General features: G+C 62.8%; 16 protein-coding genes and 1 pseudogene. 5 read left to right on the top strand and 12 right to left on the bottom strand.

Annotation, left to right across the window (positions count from 1 at the left end):
• From ACN1C3_RS30505 to ACN1C3_RS30520, 4 genes and pseudogenes are all read right to left on the bottom strand, one after another.
• Window positions 1-298 (bottom strand): annotated as a pseudogene (locus ACN1C3_RS30505) (hypothetical protein); the annotation flags it as partial.
• Between the two features lie 15 nt (window positions 299-313).
• Window positions 314-943, bottom strand: coding sequence for a nuclear transport factor 2 family protein (locus ACN1C3_RS30510; RefSeq protein ID WP_419119492.1), 630 nt, complete (start codon window positions 941-943; stop codon window positions 314-316).
• Between the two features lie 5 nt (window positions 944-948).
• Window positions 949-1722, bottom strand: coding sequence for an SDR family NAD(P)-dependent oxidoreductase (locus tag ACN1C3_RS30515; protein WP_419119440.1), 774 nt, complete (start codon window positions 1720-1722; stop codon window positions 949-951).
• A 14-nt stretch (window positions 1723-1736) separates the two neighbouring features.
• Window positions 1737-2471 carry an SDR family NAD(P)-dependent oxidoreductase gene (locus ACN1C3_RS30520; RefSeq protein ID WP_419119441.1) on the bottom strand — a complete coding sequence of 245 codons (735 nt, stop codon included), beginning with the start codon at window positions 2469-2471 and terminating at the stop codon, window positions 1737-1739.
• Between the two features lie 288 nt (window positions 2472-2759).
• Between ACN1C3_RS30520 and ACN1C3_RS30525 the strand changes: the two genes are divergently transcribed.
• Complete coding sequence (locus ACN1C3_RS30525; protein WP_419119442.1) at window positions 2760-3596, top strand: alpha/beta fold hydrolase; 837 nt, start codon at window positions 2760-2762, stop codon at window positions 3594-3596.
• A 119-nt stretch (window positions 3597-3715) separates the two neighbouring features.
• On the opposite strand, the gene ACN1C3_RS30530 is transcribed toward ACN1C3_RS30525, so the two are convergent.
• From ACN1C3_RS30530 to ACN1C3_RS30550, 5 genes are all read right to left on the bottom strand, one after another.
• A complete protein-coding gene (locus ACN1C3_RS30530) occupies window positions 3716-4969 on the bottom strand; it encodes an NADH:flavin oxidoreductase (RefSeq protein WP_419119443.1) in 1254 nt (417 codons plus the stop codon).
• Window positions 4970-5042: 73 nt separating this feature from the next.
• A complete protein-coding gene (locus ACN1C3_RS30535; protein WP_419119444.1) occupies window positions 5043-6689 on the bottom strand; it encodes a DUF1302 domain-containing protein in 1647 nt (548 codons plus the stop codon).
• 96 nt (window positions 6690-6785) lie between these two features.
• Window positions 6786-8399 (bottom strand): FadD3 family acyl-CoA ligase, encoded by a 1614-nt coding sequence (locus tag ACN1C3_RS30540; protein WP_419119445.1) that lies wholly within the window; start codon window positions 8397-8399, stop codon window positions 6786-6788.
• A gap of 20 nt (window positions 8400-8419) precedes the next feature.
• Entirely contained in the window at window positions 8420-9442 is a 1023-nt protein-coding gene (locus tag ACN1C3_RS30545; protein WP_419119446.1) for a 2Fe-2S iron-sulfur cluster-binding protein, read from the bottom strand.
• A 79-nt stretch (window positions 9443-9521) separates the two neighbouring features.
• The gene (locus tag ACN1C3_RS30550; RefSeq protein ID WP_419119447.1) at window positions 9522-10709 is read right to left on the bottom strand and encodes an acyl-CoA dehydrogenase family protein; all 1188 of its coding nucleotides are present in this window, start codon (window positions 10707-10709) and stop codon (window positions 9522-9524) included.
• A gap of 635 nt (window positions 10710-11344) precedes the next feature.
• Between ACN1C3_RS30550 and ACN1C3_RS30555 the strand changes: the two genes are divergently transcribed.
• The 4 genes from ACN1C3_RS30555 (at window position 11345) to dmpG (ending at window position 14981) form a co-directional block, all read left to right on the top strand.
• Complete coding sequence (locus ACN1C3_RS30555) at window positions 11345-12118, top strand: glucose 1-dehydrogenase (protein WP_419119448.1); 774 nt, start codon at window positions 11345-11347, stop codon at window positions 12116-12118.
• 74 nt (window positions 12119-12192) lie between these two features.
• Window positions 12193-12984 carry a fumarylacetoacetate hydrolase family protein gene (locus ACN1C3_RS30560; RefSeq protein ID WP_419119449.1) on the top strand — a complete coding sequence of 264 codons (792 nt, stop codon included), beginning with the start codon at window positions 12193-12195 and terminating at the stop codon, window positions 12982-12984.
• A gap of 31 nt (window positions 12985-13015) precedes the next feature.
• The gene (locus ACN1C3_RS30565) at window positions 13016-13942 is read left to right on the top strand and encodes an acetaldehyde dehydrogenase (acetylating) (protein ID WP_419119450.1); all 927 of its coding nucleotides are present in this window, start codon (window positions 13016-13018) and stop codon (window positions 13940-13942) included.
• Window positions 13943-13952: 10 nt separating this feature from the next.
• Window positions 13953-14981: a 4-hydroxy-2-oxovalerate aldolase gene (gene dmpG, locus ACN1C3_RS30570; protein ID WP_419119451.1), complete on the top strand. Its 1029-nt coding sequence runs from the start codon at window positions 13953-13955 to the stop codon at window positions 14979-14981.
• Between the two features lie 57 nt (window positions 14982-15038).
• Here dmpG and ACN1C3_RS30575 read toward each other — a convergent pair whose 3' ends face one another.
• The 3 genes from ACN1C3_RS30575 to ACN1C3_RS30585 form a co-directional block, all read right to left on the bottom strand.
• Window positions 15039-15872: an SDR family NAD(P)-dependent oxidoreductase gene (locus tag ACN1C3_RS30575; RefSeq protein WP_419119452.1), complete on the bottom strand. Its 834-nt coding sequence runs from the start codon at window positions 15870-15872 to the stop codon at window positions 15039-15041.
• 11 nt (window positions 15873-15883) lie between these two features.
• Complete coding sequence (locus ACN1C3_RS30580; protein ID WP_419119453.1) at window positions 15884-16651, bottom strand: SDR family oxidoreductase; 768 nt, start codon at window positions 16649-16651, stop codon at window positions 15884-15886.
• Window positions 16652-16791: 140 nt separating this feature from the next.
• Complete coding sequence (locus tag ACN1C3_RS30585) at window positions 16792-18027, bottom strand: helix-turn-helix transcriptional regulator (protein WP_419119454.1); 1236 nt, start codon at window positions 18025-18027, stop codon at window positions 16792-16794.
• Window positions 18028-18087 lie beyond the last annotated feature (60 nt).

The raw sequence follows: 18087 nt of genomic DNA on the forward strand, positions 1-18087 counted from the left end.
AAAACAAAAGCTCACGCGGGTACTGGCGTTGACGATGCTCTTCGAACACCTGATCAACCCACTCAGCAGGAATGGCCTGTTCCAGAGCCAACTTGACCATGACACTGGCCGGTGCCTTTTTTTCAAATCGCGCTAGAACTTCTGCCCACATAGTTTTCGTCACCCTGACTGGAGTTTTGGGGGATTTTAAACGAAGACCTTGAAAGGGCTGGCTGTAAGAGCTAAACCACAAGTGGCCGTTACCACAGCAATGGATATGTACACCGCCAAAAACAATGTTCCTGGCGGCATAAATCATCAGCCAACCCAACCTTCAGCGAACGCGAATCTTCGGATCACCCGCCCCGCGCCGCAAGGTCGCAAGAAACCCCTCCAGAGCTGCCGGCTCGGCAATTTCCGGCAAGGCGTCCTTGTCCGGCCGTTGCGCCCAGAACGCATCCCAGGACGGGAACAGCTCGTGAAACGTGCCGGCATAAGGCTCACGCCCCGGCCAGCGCATTTTCAGGCCGCCAATCGGTGGTTTATTCAGGTCGGTGGCGTACCAGTAGCACGGCAAGCGGCGACGGAAGCACCAGCGTCCGTCGATCCGCTCGTAGTCGTCCCAATACAGCATCTGCATGATCACCCACTCAGGGCCCGTCTCATGCTCGTTCTTGGAATAGACCACGCCCGTGGCGTGATCCGGGTCGCTGAACTCGATGATGTGCTGCCCCAGGTGATGGGAAGTGCCGTGAAACTGCTTGCGCATGGTTTCGTCCAGCCATGCCTTGAGGTGTGCACGCCCCGTCTTGTCGCGCCCCACACGCACGTCCGGAGCGAAACAGTTGGCCATGGCATCCATGTCGCGCATGTCCAGGGCCAACGCGTACTTTCCGGCCAGTTGACGGATCGCGTCCAGCGATTCAAGGCGGTCGATGCGCTCAAGCAGCGCGGCGGATTCCAGGCCCATCAGTCGAACACCGTATACAGGTCGGAACCCCGTCCGCCGTCCACCGCCAGGCTGGCGCCGGTCACGTAGGAGGCTTCGTCGCTGGCCAGGAAAAGAATGGCGTTGGCCAGTTCCACCGGCAGGCCGACCCGTTTCATCGGGATGACTTTCTCGGTGTTGGTGCGGGCCTTGGCGTCGCCGAGCATGCCGGCGGTGGCCGGGGTATCGACCACGCCGGGGATGATCACGTTGCAACGAATGTTGTTTGGCGCGCCTTCACTGGCCGCCGCCCGGCTGAAGTTGATCACCGCGGCCTTGGCCGCCGAGTAACCGGCCATCCACGCGGTGCCGAACAGGCCGCAGATCGAGGCGATGTTGACGATCGAACCGCCGCCCTGCTCTTTCATCAGGCGCATCGCGGTGCGGGTGCCAAAGAAGGTGCCATCGACGGTAGTGGCGAAGTTGGCGTGCCAGTCGGCGGTGGACATTGTGTCGATGCCGCCCCAGGTGTAGGCCATCGCATTGTTGACCAGAATGTCCAGGCGACCGTGGCGTTGCGCGGTGGCTTCCAATGCGCTGACGTAGGCCTGCTCGTCGCTGACGTCGGCCACGGCAATTTCAGCGTGCCCGCCGAACCCAATGATTTTTTCCTGCACACCTTGCAACGGCTCCACGCGTCGCCCGCAGAGCACGACGGTGGCGCCCTCCTCGGCGAACCGCAGCGCGGTGGCTTCACCGATGCCCGAACCGGCGCCGGTCACAAAGGCGATTTTTCCCTGTAGACGTTTGCTCATCAGTGACTCTCCCATCAGATAAAGGCCATGCCGCCGTTAACCGCGATGTTCTGGCCGGTCATGAAACTGGCGTCTTCGCTGGCCAGGAATACCGCGACACGGGCGATCTCGTCGGTCTCGCACATGCGACCCAACGGTACGTTTTTCAGCAGCGCTTGCATGTAGTCGTCAGGGATGCCGGCCATCATCGGCGTGTTGGTCGGCCCTGGCACCAGGGTGTTGACGCGTATACCGCTGGCCGCCAGTTCACGGGCGATCGAGCGGGTCAGGCCCATCACCCCGGCTTTCGAGGCGCAGTAGTGGCTAGGACCGTCGCCGGTCAGCGCAGCGGTGCTGGAGAGGTTGATGATCGCCCCTTTGCGCCCGCCCTTGACCATCAGCTTGGCGCCTTCGCGGCAGCACAGGAAGGTGCCGCCCAGGTTCACACCGATCACCCGCGCCCAACTTTCGTCCGGTGTTTCGAGGAAGCTGTCCAGCGCGCCCACGCCAGCGTTGTTGACCAGGATGTCGAGGCCGCCGAAGCGCTGCTCGGCCTGGCCCATGGCATCGGCCACGGAGGCGCCGTCACCGACGTTGCAGGCCAGGGCCAGTACCTTGTCGCCCAGGTCTGCCAGGCTCTCGGCCAGGGCCGTCTGATTCAGGTCGACAGCCACCACCTTGGCGCCTTCGGCGACAAAACCACGCACGATGGCCTGGCCCATGCCCTGCGCGGCGCCGGTCACAAAGGCCACTTTATTGAGTAACTTCATAGCAATCTCCGAATATGCAAATACCCTGCGGCCCGCTGCCGTTGCAGTGGAGCCGTCCCCTGAATGATTAGCGGCAAGTGCCTTGGCACGCATCGTCCGATGGGACTATCGCCGCGTGGTCTGAACGGACGATGCCGGCAATGCCGTACGGGCCCAGCATTCTTATGGTGCGCACCACGCCAGGCGCAGCGTTCCTCTTCAACTCGCTGCATTCAACTCGCTGTATTCAACTCGCTGTAGCGCCTGGCGCGGCTGTGCTTCATGAATCCGCAGACAATGGAGAACCCCATGAACCAACCCGTAGACCTGCCCCTGCCCGTCGGCCATTACGCAACGCTGCCCAACAACGGCTTGCGCCTGCACTATCTGGATGAAGGCTCGGGCCCCGTGGTGCTGTGGCTGCACGGCAGCGGGCCGGGCGCCAGTGGCTTCAGCAACTTCAAGGGCAACTACCCGCAGTTCGTCGCAGCGGGCTATCGCAACATCGTGCTCGACCTGCCGGGTTTCGGCCGCTCGGACAAACCCGAGGACGCCCAGTACAACCTGGATTTCTTCGTCGACTGCGTGGCGGCGTTTCTGGAAGCCGTCGGCGTGAAGCGCTGCACCCTGCTGGGTAACTCGCTGGGCGGCGCGATTGCCCTGGGCCTGGCCCTGCGCCTGCCGCAACTGCCCCAGAGCCTGATCCTGCTGGCACCGGGCGGTGTCGAGGAGCGGGAGACCTACTTCAAGATGGAAGGCATCGTGCGCATGGTCAGCCTGTTCAGCGCCGGTCCCATCGGCCTGGACGAGATGCGCAGCATGATGCGCCTGCAGCTGTTCGATGATTCGATCCTGCCGGAAAGCCTGCTGCAAGAACGCGTGGCAGTGGCCGTGACCCAGCCCAAGAACCTGTTCAGTACGATGATGGTGCCGAATATGGAATCACGCTTGGGCGAGATCCAGTGCCCGATCCTCGGTTTCTGGGGCACCAACGATCACTTCAACCCGATCAGCGGCGCCCAGCGCATCATCGACGGCGCGCCGAACGCCCGGTTCATCGTGCTCAACCGTTGCGGGCATTGGGTCCAGGTGGAACATCGCGAGCTGTTCAATCGCAGCTGCATCGACTTCCTGCAGAACGGTTAATCATCTCCCTTTGTAGGAGCGAGCTTGCTCGCGAAGGACTCAAGGACAACGCGTTCATCCAGCAGACACGCGTTATCGTTAACGACCTTCGCGAGCCATCGGGCGTCGACCGGCTGCTCCTACAAGGGCAAGGAGATGGCCTGGCGCCCCGCCGCCGGCTGGCTGTTCAACTCGGCATCGCCGGGCTGGCCCAGTACGCAGGAGGTGCCGCCGGGGGTGTACATCATCGCCACGCAGCGGTTGCAGGCGGTGCAGATCGAGTCGCGGCTGGCGCCACTGGCGAGTTTGTTGACGTAGTCATTTTCGGCTAGCAACACCCGGCCCATGGCGACCAGGTCGAAGCCCTCGGCCATCAGCTTTTCGATGCTCGCCAGGCTCTTGGCACCACCCAGATAAGCCAAAGGCATTTTCACCGCCGCACGCACCTTGCGCGCATGTTCCAGCAAATACAGCTCATGGAATTCCACGGTCGGCTCTTTGCGACGCTGGATGTCCATCGCAAAAGCAATCAACTTGTTCTTCTGCTGCACGCGGTTTTCCTTGGGGAACGAGGAACCGAACATGGTGGTGATCGACTCGGCGTTCATCCCGGCGCTGAGCACCAGCAGGTGCGCGCCCTCTTCTTCCAGCATGCGGGCAATCTTCGCCCCGTCTTCGGCACTGTTACCGGCGCGCACGCCTTCAGTCACGCTGTATTTGCAGATCACTGCCATGTCCTGGCCAACCGCATCCAGCACCGCACGCAGCACTCGGCGCGGAAAGCGCAGGCGGTTTTCCAGGCTGCCGCCGTACTGGTCGCGGCGCTTGTTGTACATCGGCGAAATGAACTGGCTGAGCAGGTAGCCGTGGCCCATGTGGATTTCCACGGCATCGAAACCCGCCTGGCGTGCCAGGCGCGCTCCTTGCGCGAAGTCACGCACCACTTGTTGCATGTCGGCTTCGTTCATCGCCTGTTTGAGGAACATGCCACTCATCAAGCCGATCTTGTTGAAGCCGCCGCTGGCTGACAGCGGACGTTTGGTCGAGCGCTCGCGGATGAAGGTAAAGCAGCCGCCGTGGGTGATCTGCGCGCTGGCCAGACCACCGGCCTCGTGCACCCCGTCGGTCAGGGCCTTGAAGTGCGGCAGGCTGGATTGGGTAAGGGTCAACTGGTTGGGCAAGGTGCGGCCATCGCTGCTCACCGCGCAATAGGCCACGGTGGTCATGGCGGTACCGCCAGCGACCAGGGCTGAGTGCAGCTTGACCAATTGTTTGGAAGGCACACCCTGGACACTCATGCCCTCGTTGGTGGCAGACTTGATAAACCGGTTTTTCAGGGTCAGTGGACCAATCGCAATAGGGCTGAACGGTGATGGGGTCGGACGAGGGTTCATGACAGGCCTCTCTTTGTTGTTATCAGGCTACAAATGAAAGCTGCGTCGCCATATCGCGACGCAGCCGTGATCATCAGAAGGTGTACTTGGCGTTGAGCGACAGGTAATCGCGGTCAGCCAGCAGTCGGCCCTGGGCGACATCCGGCGAGCTCAGGTAGGCGACATAGCTCATACCGACCTGGAAGTTACCCAGGTACTTGAAGTCGCCCCCCACGGTCAGGCGCTTCTCGGCACGACCCAGGCCCTGATAGGCGCTGCCGTCGACGTTCTGTGTCCATACCACTTTGGTGCTCAAGTCCAGGCCATCGGCAATGGACGGATAGTCCATGTAGGCGCCAACGCCCAGCAGGGTCGAGCCGCGAGTCTGGGTCTTCGACTCGAACGTGTCGAACGTGCCGTCCACACCAACTCCACCGCCAGTGATCGTCAGGCTGTCCACCGAGGCGATGCGTTGATGCACCACTTCGCCCACAAAGGTGGTCTGGTGGGCCAGGAAGCTCGGCCCGAGAATGTACGAGGTGTTGAGGTTGCCTTGCCAGATTTGCCCGGTGGTCGGCGCGCCGTTACTCAGGTAGACCGAGGCACCGTCGCGGTAGCTCAGGTCGCCGGCGTACTGCACCGAGTCGCCGACCTTCGAGCTGAAGCTGATCCCGGTCAGTTTGACGTCTTCGAAGTAGCCCATGCGATAGGTCATCGCATCGCCGTTATGGCCGATGCTCTTGAGCGACGAGTACTGGGTGTTGCCGGTGAAGTCGAAGAACAACGAACCGATGCGCTCGTTATAGCGGTAATGGAACAGCCCCACCTCGGTGTTCTCGGTGATCCGGTAACGCACACCCAGGCCCCATTGGCCGCTGTTGCTGGCGTCTTTCTCACCGGCATAAGCGACTGCGGCGCCATTGGGCAGACTGCTAACCACACCACTGCCCAGACGATAGAATTCGGCGCCGGGACCGAAGGTGTCGCTGCCGAAATAGTCGCCCACGGGATTGAGCTCGGTCTTTTCCCACTTGTACTGGTAGTAGCCCACCAGCGCCAGTTTTTCATTCAGCGACCACGACCCGGACACCTGCCCCACCGGCAGGTACGAGTCTTTGGCCTCGGTGCCTGGCACGTTGAACTTGGTGGCGTCCACCGGGGCCTGGCCCTGGCTGATGTTGGGCCAGAACAGGCTCTCGCCCCAGGCCACCAGATGCCGCCCGGCCTTGAGCGACAGGTACTGGGTTTCGCCGACGTCGAAGTTGCCATACACATACGCATCGAGCAGGCGCGCGGTGCTGCCACTCAGATGGCGGGTTTTGTCACTGAAGCCATCGTTGTTGCCTAATTTGTTCACCGTCTCCGGCGAGTCGTTGGCGTTGCGCTGGTGATAGACATCGTCATAGAAATCACTGCCGCGCAGCACCGCTCCGAGGTTGTCGTGCTTGAGTTGCAGTTCGCCAAACAGGCTCAGACGGTTGTTGATCAAGGATCCGCGCTTGAAGTTGCGCGTGCCGTCGTCGTTGTTCGGGTCGTTGAGGTATTGACTGGCCTGCTTGGCGGTACGCATGGAGGCTGTGTAGTTAACCGTCAGCGACGAATCCAGGGTGGTGTTTTCTCCCAGTTGGATGGTCGGTGCGGCGCTGGTCGTGGCACTGGCGACGGTGATCGCCGTTGCCAACAGGCAGCGCCCCCTGATCAGGTTCCCCGGACGACGCGCAACAATATTCCGCGTAAACATGCTCCTCTCCTTTTGTTGTTGTTTTTTGCTCGTGTTACCACAGCATGAAAAAAACCGGTGCCGTGTACATCGTCCGTTTGATGAGATGAGCGCGCCTCATGCCTGAGCGCTGTTGACCACCGCGCGCAGCTCGTTCTTCGCCACCTTGCTCGACGGGTTGAGTGGCAAGGCGTTGAAGAAGCGGACCTGGCGCGGGACCTTGTAATTGGCCATCTGCTCACGGCTCCAGGCGATCAGTTGCGCCTCGTCGAGTTCTTCTCCTTCACGCAGCACCACGCAGGCACACCCGACCTCGCCCATGCGCTCATCGGCGATGCCGATCACCGCCACCTGGGCAATTGCCGGGTGCCTGATCAGCGCCGCTTCGATTTCCGCCGGGTAGCAGTTGAATCCGCCGACGATGAACATGTCCTTCAGGCGGTCGGTGATGATCAGGTTGCCCGCCTCATCCAGGCGCCCGACATCGCCGGTGTGCAGCCAGCCTTCGGCGTCGATGGCTTCCCGGGTCGCTTCCGGGTTCTGGAAATAGCCCTGCATGATGTGAAAACCACGCAGACAAATCTCGCCGGTCTGCCCTGAGTTCAGCGCCTGGTTGTGCGGGTCGCGGATGCTCACTTCGGTGCCGGCAATCGGCCGACCGCTGGTGCCCGCAATCACCTGCGCCGAGTCCTGGGGATCGCAGATGGTCGCCAGCCCGCCGCATTCGGTCAGGCCGTAGGCGGTGGTGACCACGGCAAATCCCAACTCGTTGCGCATGCGCTCGATCAGGCTCGGTGGAATACTGGCCGAGCCAGTTACCGCGATGCGCAGGCTCGACAGGTCGGTCTGCTTGAGTCGCGGGTGGGCCAACAGCGACAGGTACAGGGTCGGCGCGCCGGGCAGGATGCTGATGCGCTCTCGGGCAATGCGCTGGAAGACTTCTTCTGCGTCGAACACCGCATGGGGCAGGATGGTCGCCCCGCCGATCAGGCAGGTCAGCCAACCGGCCTTATAGCCAAAGGCGTGGAAGAACGGATTGACGATCAGGTAGCGGTCGCCCGGCACCAGGCCGATGACCTTGACATATTCGCTGAAGGCCCGCAGGTTCTGGCCATGACCGCTCATCACGCCCTTGGGTTTGCCGGTGGTGCCGGAGGTGAACAACAGGTCGCACATGGCCTCGGGGCCGACTGCCAATGCGCGGCGCTTGGCACTCTCGGCGTCGATGGTCGCGGCACCGCGCAGGAACTGTGCAAGGGTCAGGTCCGAAGACCGCCCAGGCGTGTCGCCATCGAGAATCACCAGGTGTTCGAGGCTGGCCGGCCGATGGGGAGCGAGCAGCGCCGGGTAGTCGACGTCGAGAAAACGCTGCTGGACAAACAACAGCCGGCAGCCGCTGCGTTCCAGTACATCGGCGGCCTCAAGGCCCTTCATGCGCGTGTTGATCGGCACCAGCACCGCACCGGCGCATTGAATGCCCAGCGCCGCGAGGATCCAGTCACCGCTGTTCGGCGCCCAGACACCGACCCGGTCGCCGGCCTGAATGCCCAGCGCCATCAAGCCCCGGGCAAAGCCCATGACCCGTTCTGGCAACTCGGCGTAATCAGTGCACTGTCCGTTGTCTTCGATGGCCGTGCGACCGGCAAAACGTTCGGCGCTTTGGAACACCAACCGGGCAATGGTGGTGGGCACTTCGCTTAGCGGTAGGGATATCTTCAGGCTCTGGTTCATCGTAGGCTCGGTGATCTGCATCATTCGGGAAAACGGATACGCAAGTGGGCGCTGGTTGGCACAGCCTGGCAGGCAAGGATCCAGCCTTCGGCCAGTTCACCGCTGTCCAGCGCATCGTTGTGCAGCAGCTCAATGTCACCACTTTCCAACGTGCACATGCACGAGGCGCAGCCACCCACCCGGCAGGCGCTGGGTGGATTCAGGCCGGCACGCTCCATCGCTGCCAGCACGGTTTCGCCGCTGTCGCAGGCCAGGTTGTGTTCCTCGCCATCCAGACGCACCGATAACTGCGCAGCCATCGCCGCTTCACTGCTGGCCGCCAGCGGCAATTCGCCTTCGCCGGGTAGCGAGACAAAGCGTTCGACATGGACCCGGCCGCCGGGCAGCCCCAGGTTTTTCAGCGCGCTGACCGCTGCGTCCATGAACGGCCCGGGGCCACAGATAAAGGCCTGGGCGTCTGTAAACGGACGCGCCAGCTCAGCCAATTGCTCGATGGTCGGAATGCCCTGCACCGAATCGAGCCAGTGGACGATCTGCAGGCGTTGCGGATGCGCGCTGGCCAGTGCCTTGAGTTCGTCGCGAAAGATCACCGAGGCTTCATCGCGGTTGGCGTAGATCAACAGAATCCTGCCGTGGCCGGCCAACAGCGCCGACCGCAGGATTGAAAGCACCGGCGTCACGCCGCTGCCCCCGCCGAACAGCAGCAGGTCGTCGTCCAGACTGCGCGGCACAAACACCCCGGCAGGCGGCAGCACCTCCAGGGTTTGACCGGCCTGCAACTCGCCGCAGAGCCAGTTCGAGGCCCGGCCGTCACGCACGCGCTTGACCGTCACCCGCAGCGGTTCGCCCAGCAATGGCGTGCTTGACAACGAATAACAGCGCGGCAACCAGCCGTCTTCGAAGGGGATGCGCAAGGTCAGGAACTGGCCAGGCTGATAACGGAAACGTTCGCCAAGATGCTCCGGCACGTCGAATACCAGGGAACGCGCATCGGCTGTTTCCTCGATCACTCGCGCCACGCGCAGGGCAAGATAATTGTTCATAGGTCAGGTACTCATGACCACCTGCCCGTGTATCACGGGCAGGTGTAAACCCAGGGGTATCGAAACGGGCACCATGGCCTCAGACGTACGGGTCCGGGTTGGGCAGGCCCAGCATCACCGCGCCGTAGCTGCGCCCGTAGGCCATGTAGTTGTTGGCGATGTGCCCGCGCGCCTGATGCAGGTCGCGGAACAGCCGCGCCACCGGGTTGGTGTTGTACAAGCCCGAGGCGGCCATGCTGCGCAGCAGGTCGTTGGCCCGTTCGGCGCAGATGTTGGTCACGTAGGCTGACTGGTAGCGATACAGCAGGCGAGTCTCTGTGTCCGGATATTCGCCGGCACGGGCCAGGTTCATCAGGTGCTCGTAGTTGCGCTCCAGTACCAGGCGCAGGCCGTCAACGGTGATTATCGCTTCGGCAACGGCGGTTTGCGCCACCGGATCGTCAGCCGTACGGGCGCCGTGCTTGCCGATGTGCTTGGCGGCGTTGTCGCGGAACTCGTTGATCGCGCCTTGCAGGGCGCCGATGGCCGAGGTCGAGACAGCGCGCGAGAACACCTGGGCGAAGGGGATCGCGTAGATCGGGTTGGTGTTGACCAGGCGCCCGGGCGTCGCTTCGAGGGTCCAGTTATTGGTGCGTTGCACGCGATGGGCCGGGACGAACACATCCTCGACCACGATGTCATGACTGCCGGTGCCGCGCAGGCCCAGCACATCCCAGTTACGCTCGATCTGATAGTCGCGACGCGGCAGCAGGAAGGTGCCGTGCTCGGCAGCCAGTTCGCCATCGGGAGGCAGGATGCCGCCCAAAAGCACCCATTGGCAATGCTCGCTGCCGCTGGAGAAACCCCAGCGCCCGCTGATCCGGTAACCGCCCTCCACCACCGTGACCTTGGCCGCCGGCATATAAGTCGAGCAGATCAACGTGCTGTGGTCATCCGCCCAGACTTCACGCTGTGCTTCGATCGGATAACGTGCCAGCTGCCAGGGGTGAACCCCCATCACGCCGTAGATCCAGGCCGTGGACATGCAACCCTCGGCGAGGATGGTCTGGATTTCGAAGAAGGTACGCGGGTCCACTTCGTAGCCACCGAACGCCCGAGGCTGCAAGGCCCGCAGCAAACCGGCGGACTGCAACTCGGCAACGCTCTCCTCCGGCACCTTCAAGTCCTTGTCGGCCTGCGCCGTGCGTGCCTTGAGTGCCGGCACCAGGCTCCGTGCACGTTCAAGCAGATCACGTTCGTCCTGGGTCTTTTCTCGCATGCTGTGCATCACTCAATTCTCCCGATCTCACTGCGCCACTGCGCGAGTTGTGGTGGATCATCGGATCGAGCGAACAATCATTCATCGTCAAAGCGGACTAGGGTCTGTTGCCGTTTCATTGCGGCTCGCAATGAAACGGCAACAGACCCTACAGGGCGTTCTCAATCAGGCCAGCCAAATGACGGCTGATACGATTGAGAACACCTTGTAGGGGCATAGGTATCTACACATCTTTTGGCCCGCTAGATGTCGTAGCAGCGGACAAGTAGAACGAGGCCGCGTCCGGCGCAGCAGTCGTAAAACCCTACAACTCGTCACTCCAGATGTACCGCGAGCACAGTATTTGCGAGGACTGCGTCACTCGAACGCAGCCTCGTTCTACTCGTCAGCTGCTACGGAACCTATTTTTCAGTTACACGCGCATGCCGGATATGTACTCGTTGGATCAGTTTCTGTTCGGCGTGCTCGTACCTACGGCAGAGGCTACAAGAACCGCGCCGCCCCCAAGATCAAAAGCCCCTCATCCCAACCCTCTCCTGCAGAGCGCCGTCGTCCTGGTTCGCTAGTCCGTTGAGACGATGCCCGCCGAGGCCACGGTGGCGATAGTAGGCCCATCAACAGTCGACCCCACGGAGCAAGGGCCCATGAGTATTTTGCAGCGTTTCCAAATGGACGGCAGCGTCGCCATTGTCACCGGCAGCGGCCGGGGTATCGGTCGGGCGATTGCCTTGGCGTATGCCGAAGCCGGCGCCGATGTAGTGTGCTCGGCGCGTTCACTGGACGAGGTACAGGCCGTGGCCGAAGAAGTTCGTGGCCTGGGCCGGCGCGCCCTGGCCATCGCCTGTGACGTCAACGATGCCGAGCAACGCCAGGCGCTGGTGCGTCAAAGCGTTGAGCAAATGGGTCGTATCACTCATCTGGTAAACAACGTCGGCGGTGGCGGGCCCAACGATCCGCTGGCCATGACGCCTGAGCAATTCGCCCAGGTGCTGAACTTCAACGTCGCCACCAGCTATGCCTTCTGCCAGTTGTGCGTGCCGCTGATGCGCGAGGCCGGTGGCGGCAACATCATCAATATCAGCTCGGTGGCGGCGCGCTATGCCCAACGCCATTTCAGCGCCTACGGCACGGCCAAGGCTGCCCTCAGCCACCTGACTCGCTTGCTGGCCCAGGACTTTGCGCCGCAGATCCGGGTCAACGCCGTCGCCCCCGGCCCCACCCTGACCGAAGCGCTGAACGGCGTGATGCCGGCAGCCATGCGCCAGGTCATGGAAACCAACACCCCGCTCAAGTGCCTGGGCACCCCGCAAGACATCGCCGCCGCCGCGCTGTACCTGGCAAGCCCCGCTTCGGCCTGGGTGACCGGCAAGATCATTGATGTCGATGGCGGTGCCGACTCGTCGGTCTGGCCCGGCTGAACCGACTCCTTTGAGCCCGTCCCTGTTGATGTTGGGGCGGGCTTTTTTCTTCCCACCCATCTGGAGCCCTCGCCATGGACGCCCATTTGATCAACGCGCTCGGTGATGAGCTGTTCAACGCCCTGCGCAGTCGCCAGACACTGGCGCCCCTGACCCAACGCTACCCCCAAATCACCCTGGAGCAGGCGTACCGGATTTCCCTGCATTTTCTGCAACGCCGCGAAGCCCTTGGCGAGCGGGTGATCGGCAAAAAAATCGGGGTCACCAGCCGCGCCGTTCAGGAAATGCTCGATGTCCACCAACCGGACTTCGGTTTCCTCACCAATGCCATGCAGGTCGAGGATGGCAGCGATGTCAGCCTGGCCCGCCATCACTTGATCCAGCCCCGGGCCGAAGGCGAAATCGCCTTTATCCTCGGCGAGGACTTGCAAGGCCCGGGCATCAGCGCCGAGGACGTGCTGGCCGCCAGCCAATGGGTCGTGCCGTGCTTCGAGATCGTCGATTCGCGGATCGACGACTGGCAGATCCGCATCCAGGACACCGTGGCCGACAACGCTTCCTGTGGTGTGTTCGCCCTCGGCACCCAGCGCATCGACCCACGCTCACTGGACCTGGCCGCGGTGCACATGCAACTGCTGAAAAACGGCCAGCCCGCAGGTTCGGGTCTGGGCTCGGCGGTGCAAGGTCACCCTTGCGCGGCAGTGGCCTGGCTGGCCAACACCCTGGGCGAGCTGGGCATTCCGTTTCGTCGCGGCGAAATCATTCTCTCCGGTGCCCTGGCGCCGCTGGTGCCAGTGGTCGCCGGCGACAGCATCAGCCTGTCCATGAGCGGGCTCGGCGAAGCCAGCCTGCGCTTTGTCCCTTGATCACCCCTTCCCTCCCCTGGAGCCAAAGACCATGAGCAAAAAGATCAAATGCGCGCTGATCGGGCCGGGCAACATCGGCACCGACCTGCTGTACAAACTGATGCGCAGCGAGGTGCTCGAACCGGTGTGGATGGTGGGCATCGACGCCACCTCCGAAGGCCTGGCGCGGGCGCGCGAACTGGGCCTGAAAACCACCGCCGAGGGTGTCGATGGCCTGCTGCCCCATGTCCTCGACGATCAGATCCAGATCGCCTTCGACGCCACCTCGGCCTACGTGCACCCGCAGAATTCGAGCAAACTCAATGCCCTGGGCGTGTTGATGATCGACCTGACTCCGGCGGCCATCGGCCCGTACTGCGTGCCGCCCGTCAATCTCAAGGCCCAACTGGGCTTGGGGGTGATGAACGTCAACATGGTCACCTGCGGTGGCCAGGCCACCATTCCGCTAGTGGCGGCGGTGTCCAGCGTACAGCCGGTGGAATACGCCGAAATCATCGCCACCGCCGCCTCCAAGTCGGTCGGTCCCGGCACCCGGAAAAACATCGACGAGTTCACCCGCACTACCTCCCGGGCGGTGGAAAAGGTCGGCGGCGCGAAGAAAGGCAAGGCGATCATCATCATCAACCCCGCCGAGCCGCCGCTGATCATGCGCGACACCGTGCACTGCCTGACCGCCAGCGAACCCGACCAGCCGGCGATCACCGCCGCTATCGAGGCAATGATCAAGCAAGTGCAACGCTATGTGCCCGGCTACAAGCTGGTCAACGGCCCGGTGTTCGACGGCAATCGGGTGTCGATCTTCATGGAAGTCGAAGGCTTGGGCGACTACCTGCCCAAGTACGCCGGCAACCTCGACATCATGACCGCCGCGGCGGCACGCACCGCCGAAATGTTCGCCGAGGAAATCCTCAAGGGCGAGCTTGTGCTGAACGCTACCGTCCAAACCGCCCACGCATAAGGAGCCGACCATGGATCTTCGCGGCAAAAGCATCACCGTTCACGACATGTGCCTGCGTGACGGCATGCACCCCAAGCGTCACCAGATCAGCCTGCAACAGATGAAAGACATCGCCTGCGGCCTCGACGCGGCCGGCGTGCCGCTGATCGAAGTCACCCACGGCGACGGCCTGGGCGGCAGCTCAGTGAACTATGGCTTTCCGGCCCATACCGACGAGGAGTATCTGTCGGCGGTGATCCCGCTGATGAAAAAAGCCAAGGTCTCGGCCCTGCTGCTGCCGGGCATCGGCACCGTCGATCACCTGAAAATGGCCCATGAACTGGGGGTCAACACCATTCGCGTGGCCACCCATTGCACCGAGGCCGATGTCAGCGAACAACACATCTCCCACGCCCGTGGCTTGGGCATGGACACTGTCGGCTTCCTGATGATGGCTCACATGAACAGTCCTGAAGGCCTGGTCAAGCAAGGCTTGCTGATGGAAAGCTACGGCGCCAACTGCATCTACCTCACCGACTCGGCGGGCTACCTGTTGCCCCATGACGTCAGCGCCCGTGTGGAGGCGATGCGCGCGGCACTCAAGCCGGAAACCGAGATTGGCTTCCATGGCCACCACAACCTGTCGATGGGCGTGTCCAACTCCATCGCCGCGATTGCCGCCGGGGCCAACCGGATCGACGCCGCCTGCGCGGGCCTCGGTGCCGGTGCCGGCAACACGCCGATGGAAGTACTGGTGGCGGTGTGCGACCGCATGGGCATCGACACCGGCGTCAGCGTGTTTGGTATCCAGGACGTCGCCGAGGATTTAGTGGTGCCAATCATGGATTTCCCGATCCGCAGCGATCGTGACGCCCTGACCATGGGCTACGCCGGGGTCTACGGTTCGTTCCTGCTGTTCGCCAAGCGTGCCGAGAAGAAATACGGCGTCTCGGCTCGGGAGATCCTTGTCGAGATGGGGCGGCGGGGAATGGTCGGCGGCCAGGAAGACATGATTGAAGACACCGCCATGACCCTCGCCCGCCAGCGGCGGCAGGCGTAAGACCCGCACTCGCTGACTGATCGTTCCCACGCGAGCGTGGGAACGATCAACAACCGGTCAACGCCAATCAGCAACAATCCCATGCTCTAACGCAAACGGCTGCGCGGCAATGGTCCGGCGTTGAAACCCCGGTGCCTGTTCGGCGGTAGCCAGCCACAGCATGACTGCCGCCGGCACATGGGGCGGAGCGCTGCCGGAGCGCAGAGCAATCATTCCTTTGTCGCCGATGGTGGCCTTGAGCGCTTCGGTGGTGACCACCCCCGGATTGAGGGTGTAAGCGCGAACCCCGGCATCACCCAGCTCCGTGGTCAGCACCCCGGACAGTCGCGACACTGCCGCCTTGCCCGCGCCGTAGGCATAACCCCAGCCCCCCTTGTCCGCCGCCACCGGTGGGTCGCTTTCGCCGGCGCCCGAGGTGACGTTGATCACCACCCCACCGCCGCGCGCCACCATGTGTTCGGCCACCGCCCGGGTCAGCAGGAACGGTGTGAGGATGTAGCCCTGGAACATCCGCTCCAGGGTCTGCGCTTGCAGGTCCATGAACCCGGCGTTGAGGTCACTGCCCTGATAGATAGCGTTGTTGATCAGCACGTCGATGCGCCCGTACTCGGCCAGCACCGCCTCGCAGGCCCCCAGGGCCGAGGCGCTGTCGAGCAGGTCCATCGGCACCACGAGTACTCGGCAACCGAGTTCGCGTAACGCCTCGGCGGTGCCGTTGAGGCTGCCGGCCAGCGGCGCCCCGGCGGCGTCGCGCAGGGCATGTTCATGCTGTTCGCCCTCGTTAAGGGTGCGGGCGCTGATCGCCAGATCGAAACCGGCGCGAGCAAATGCCAGTGCCGCCTCGCGGCCAATACCACGGCTGGCGCCGGTGATGAATGCCACCTTGTTCATGCCAATTCCTTTTAGAAGCGCGAGGCGCGGACCATAGCGTCCATACCGCCATCGACGAACACCACGCTGCCATGGACAAACGACGCTTGTGGCGACTGCAGGAAGGCCACCATTGCGGCGAGCTCATCCGGGCGCCCGGAGCGACCCAGAGGCGCGACGAAATCGCGGGTCGCCTGGCCAAACCGTGCATCTTCCAGCGAAGCCTGGTGCAACGGGGTTGCTACCGCGCCCGGCGCCACCACGTTCAAGCGCATGCCCTGCTTGCCCCAGCTCACCGCCAGGCTACGGACATGGTGACTGATGGCGTACTTGGAAGCGGCATAGGCGACGTGAGGGTGGCCGAGGGTGTTGGCCAACTCCAGTGACTGGGCCTCATCGCCGGCGAGCATCATTTCGATCATCGGTTGGCCGTCAGGGCCGGTATGAGTCGCCGCCACTGAGCCGATCACCAGCGCCGCTGGTTGTTGGCCCTTGGCCAACGCACCTTGCAGACCGTCCAGCAATTGACTGACGCCGAAGTAGTTGACCGCCAGGATCAACCCGCAGGTGGGCGCCGTGACACCGACCCCGGCGCAGCAGATCAGCCCGTCGAGAACCCCGCCACTGAGTTCAAGCACTTGCGCGATGGCCGCGTCACGACCCTGAGCGGTGGACAGGTCGGCGATCACTTCGGCGTTGCTGCGATCGATACCGATGACCTGATGTCCGGCGGCGCGCATGGCTACGCTGACGGCGGCCCCGATTCCCGAGGCGCTACCGGTGATGGCTGTTATAGGCATAGTGGTTCTCCGTGATAGGTCCGCCCAGTATCGACAGGGCGATCACCCAGCGGCATCGTCTGTGCGGACTACAAAACGGGGTACGTCAGTGACTGCGGCGCCGGGCGGTCAATAGCGGCCCGGCGGCCGGCATGGGAGGGTCAGGCCTGGCGATGGATAGGCACGGCCAGTTGCAGCGGCGGGACTTTGATTTTCTCGGCCATTTTCAACGTCAGCTTGGGTTTTCCCAAGGCCACCACGCTGTTGAGCAGGATGCGCACCAGCTCGGTCTGGCGCCGCACGCCGGTCTTGGAGAAGATTGAGCGCAAATGGGCGCGGGCGGTGTTGCGCCGGATGTTCAAGACTTCGGCGGCCTCTTCCAGGGACAGGCCGTTGGTCAGTTCCATGGCCAACGCCGTTTCGGCCTTGGTCAGGTTGAACAACTGTTTGGTCACCACCTCGCTGGCCAGCGACTTGCTCACCGAATCGCGGATGTACACCAATGCCGCCGGCTGGCCCTTCCCTTCGGCCCAATCCAGCGACGGAATCGACTCCACCACCAGGCCCAGGCTGACCAACCCCGAGGGGCGAGTCACCGACATCGCCTCGGCGCTTTTCGGCGCATCCGGGGAAAAGGCGCTGCGGATCAATCGCTGCAGCTCACGGTTGTCGCTGGGGTACGTTGCCTCCAGGCGCCCACCCACCAGTTTCAGGCCATCGGAGCGGGCGAGGATTTCCTGGGCCACCGGATTGATCTGCAACACGCTGCCGCTCTCGTCGAGCACCAGGGTCGCCACCGATAACCGGCCGATGGCCTGGGAGTACAAATCGCTCAGCGATTCGCTGCGGTCCAGCAAGTTATGCAACTGCGAGGCACGACGCAGGTGTGGCAGGAAACTGGCGCACAGCGCCCGCTCGTTGGCAGAAAAGTTGGGGGCGCGTTTGGGGCGCGTGATGCGAAAGCGCAGTTTGCCGCCGTCCGGGGTGGAAATGTCCGCGCACATAACGTGATACACATCATTGGGACCGCAGAACGCCTTGAAGTAGGCGCTGTGTTCCCATTCCGTGGAGCTCATGACGTCATCGACGGTGAACACACTGTCCAGTGGCTGGTTGACGAACGGCGAATTGGACTGCGGGTAGGTCATGTAGCAGACGTCACCGGCACCTTCGATATCGCCGACGAGGATCATCAGGCCCGTATCGGGTTGGTCCGGCACCCGCAGGATCAGGGTGACGTAGTTGGCATCGTAGAGTTTGAGAAAGCTTCTGAGGGCGTGGGCCATCAGTTTCGGATCGAGGACGCCTTCGTAGATTTCGCCCACCAACTCGTTGTAGCGCGTGAGGTCCAGGCCAAGGCTCGCCAGGGCGTCAGCGGTCAAGACAACATCTTGCATAGTCTTCTCCTCGCTCGGGTAAGGACGGTGCCCTTCCCTTGTTATTTTTATAATTTCGGC

Source organism: Pseudomonas sp. H11T01 (genome assembly GCF_048515765.1).
Classification (GTDB): domain Bacteria; phylum Pseudomonadota; class Gammaproteobacteria; order Pseudomonadales; family Pseudomonadaceae; genus Aquipseudomonas.

Coding starts and splice junctions, on each gene's coding strand:
- ACN1C3_RS30515 (WP_419119440.1), bottom strand. CDS start 1,722: ATGAGCAAACGTCTACAGGGAAAAATCGCCTTTGTGACCGGCGCCGGT.
- ACN1C3_RS30520 (WP_419119441.1), bottom strand. CDS start 2,471: ATGAAGTTACTCAATAAAGTGGCCTTTGTGACCGGCGCCGCGCAGGGC.
- ACN1C3_RS30525 (WP_419119442.1), top strand. CDS start 2,760: ATGAACCAACCCGTAGACCTGCCCCTGCCCGTCGGCCATTACGCAACG.
- ACN1C3_RS30530 (WP_419119443.1), bottom strand. CDS start 4,969: ATGAACCCTCGTCCGACCCCATCACCGTTCAGCCCTATTGCGATTGGT.
- ACN1C3_RS30535 (WP_419119444.1), bottom strand. CDS start 6,689: ATGTTTACGCGGAATATTGTTGCGCGTCGTCCGGGGAACCTGATCAGG.
- ACN1C3_RS30540 (WP_419119445.1), bottom strand. CDS start 8,399: ATGAACCAGAGCCTGAAGATATCCCTACCGCTAAGCGAAGTGCCCACC.
- ACN1C3_RS30545 (WP_419119446.1), bottom strand. CDS start 9,442: ATGAACAATTATCTTGCCCTGCGCGTGGCGCGAGTGATCGAGGAAACA.
- ACN1C3_RS30550 (WP_419119447.1), bottom strand. CDS start 10,709: ATGCACAGCATGCGAGAAAAGACCCAGGACGAACGTGATCTGCTTGAA.
- ACN1C3_RS30555 (WP_419119448.1), top strand. CDS start 11,345: ATGAGTATTTTGCAGCGTTTCCAAATGGACGGCAGCGTCGCCATTGTC.
- ACN1C3_RS30560 (WP_419119449.1), top strand. CDS start 12,193: ATGGACGCCCATTTGATCAACGCGCTCGGTGATGAGCTGTTCAACGCC.
- ACN1C3_RS30565 (WP_419119450.1), top strand. CDS start 13,016: ATGAGCAAAAAGATCAAATGCGCGCTGATCGGGCCGGGCAACATCGGC.
- dmpG (WP_419119451.1), top strand. CDS start 13,953: ATGGATCTTCGCGGCAAAAGCATCACCGTTCACGACATGTGCCTGCGT.
- ACN1C3_RS30575 (WP_419119452.1), bottom strand. CDS start 15,872: ATGAACAAGGTGGCATTCATCACCGGCGCCAGCCGTGGTATTGGCCGC.
- ACN1C3_RS30580 (WP_419119453.1), bottom strand. CDS start 16,651: ATGCCTATAACAGCCATCACCGGTAGCGCCTCGGGAATCGGGGCCGCC.
- ACN1C3_RS30585 (WP_419119454.1), bottom strand. CDS start 18,027: ATGCAAGATGTTGTCTTGACCGCTGACGCCCTGGCGAGCCTTGGCCTG.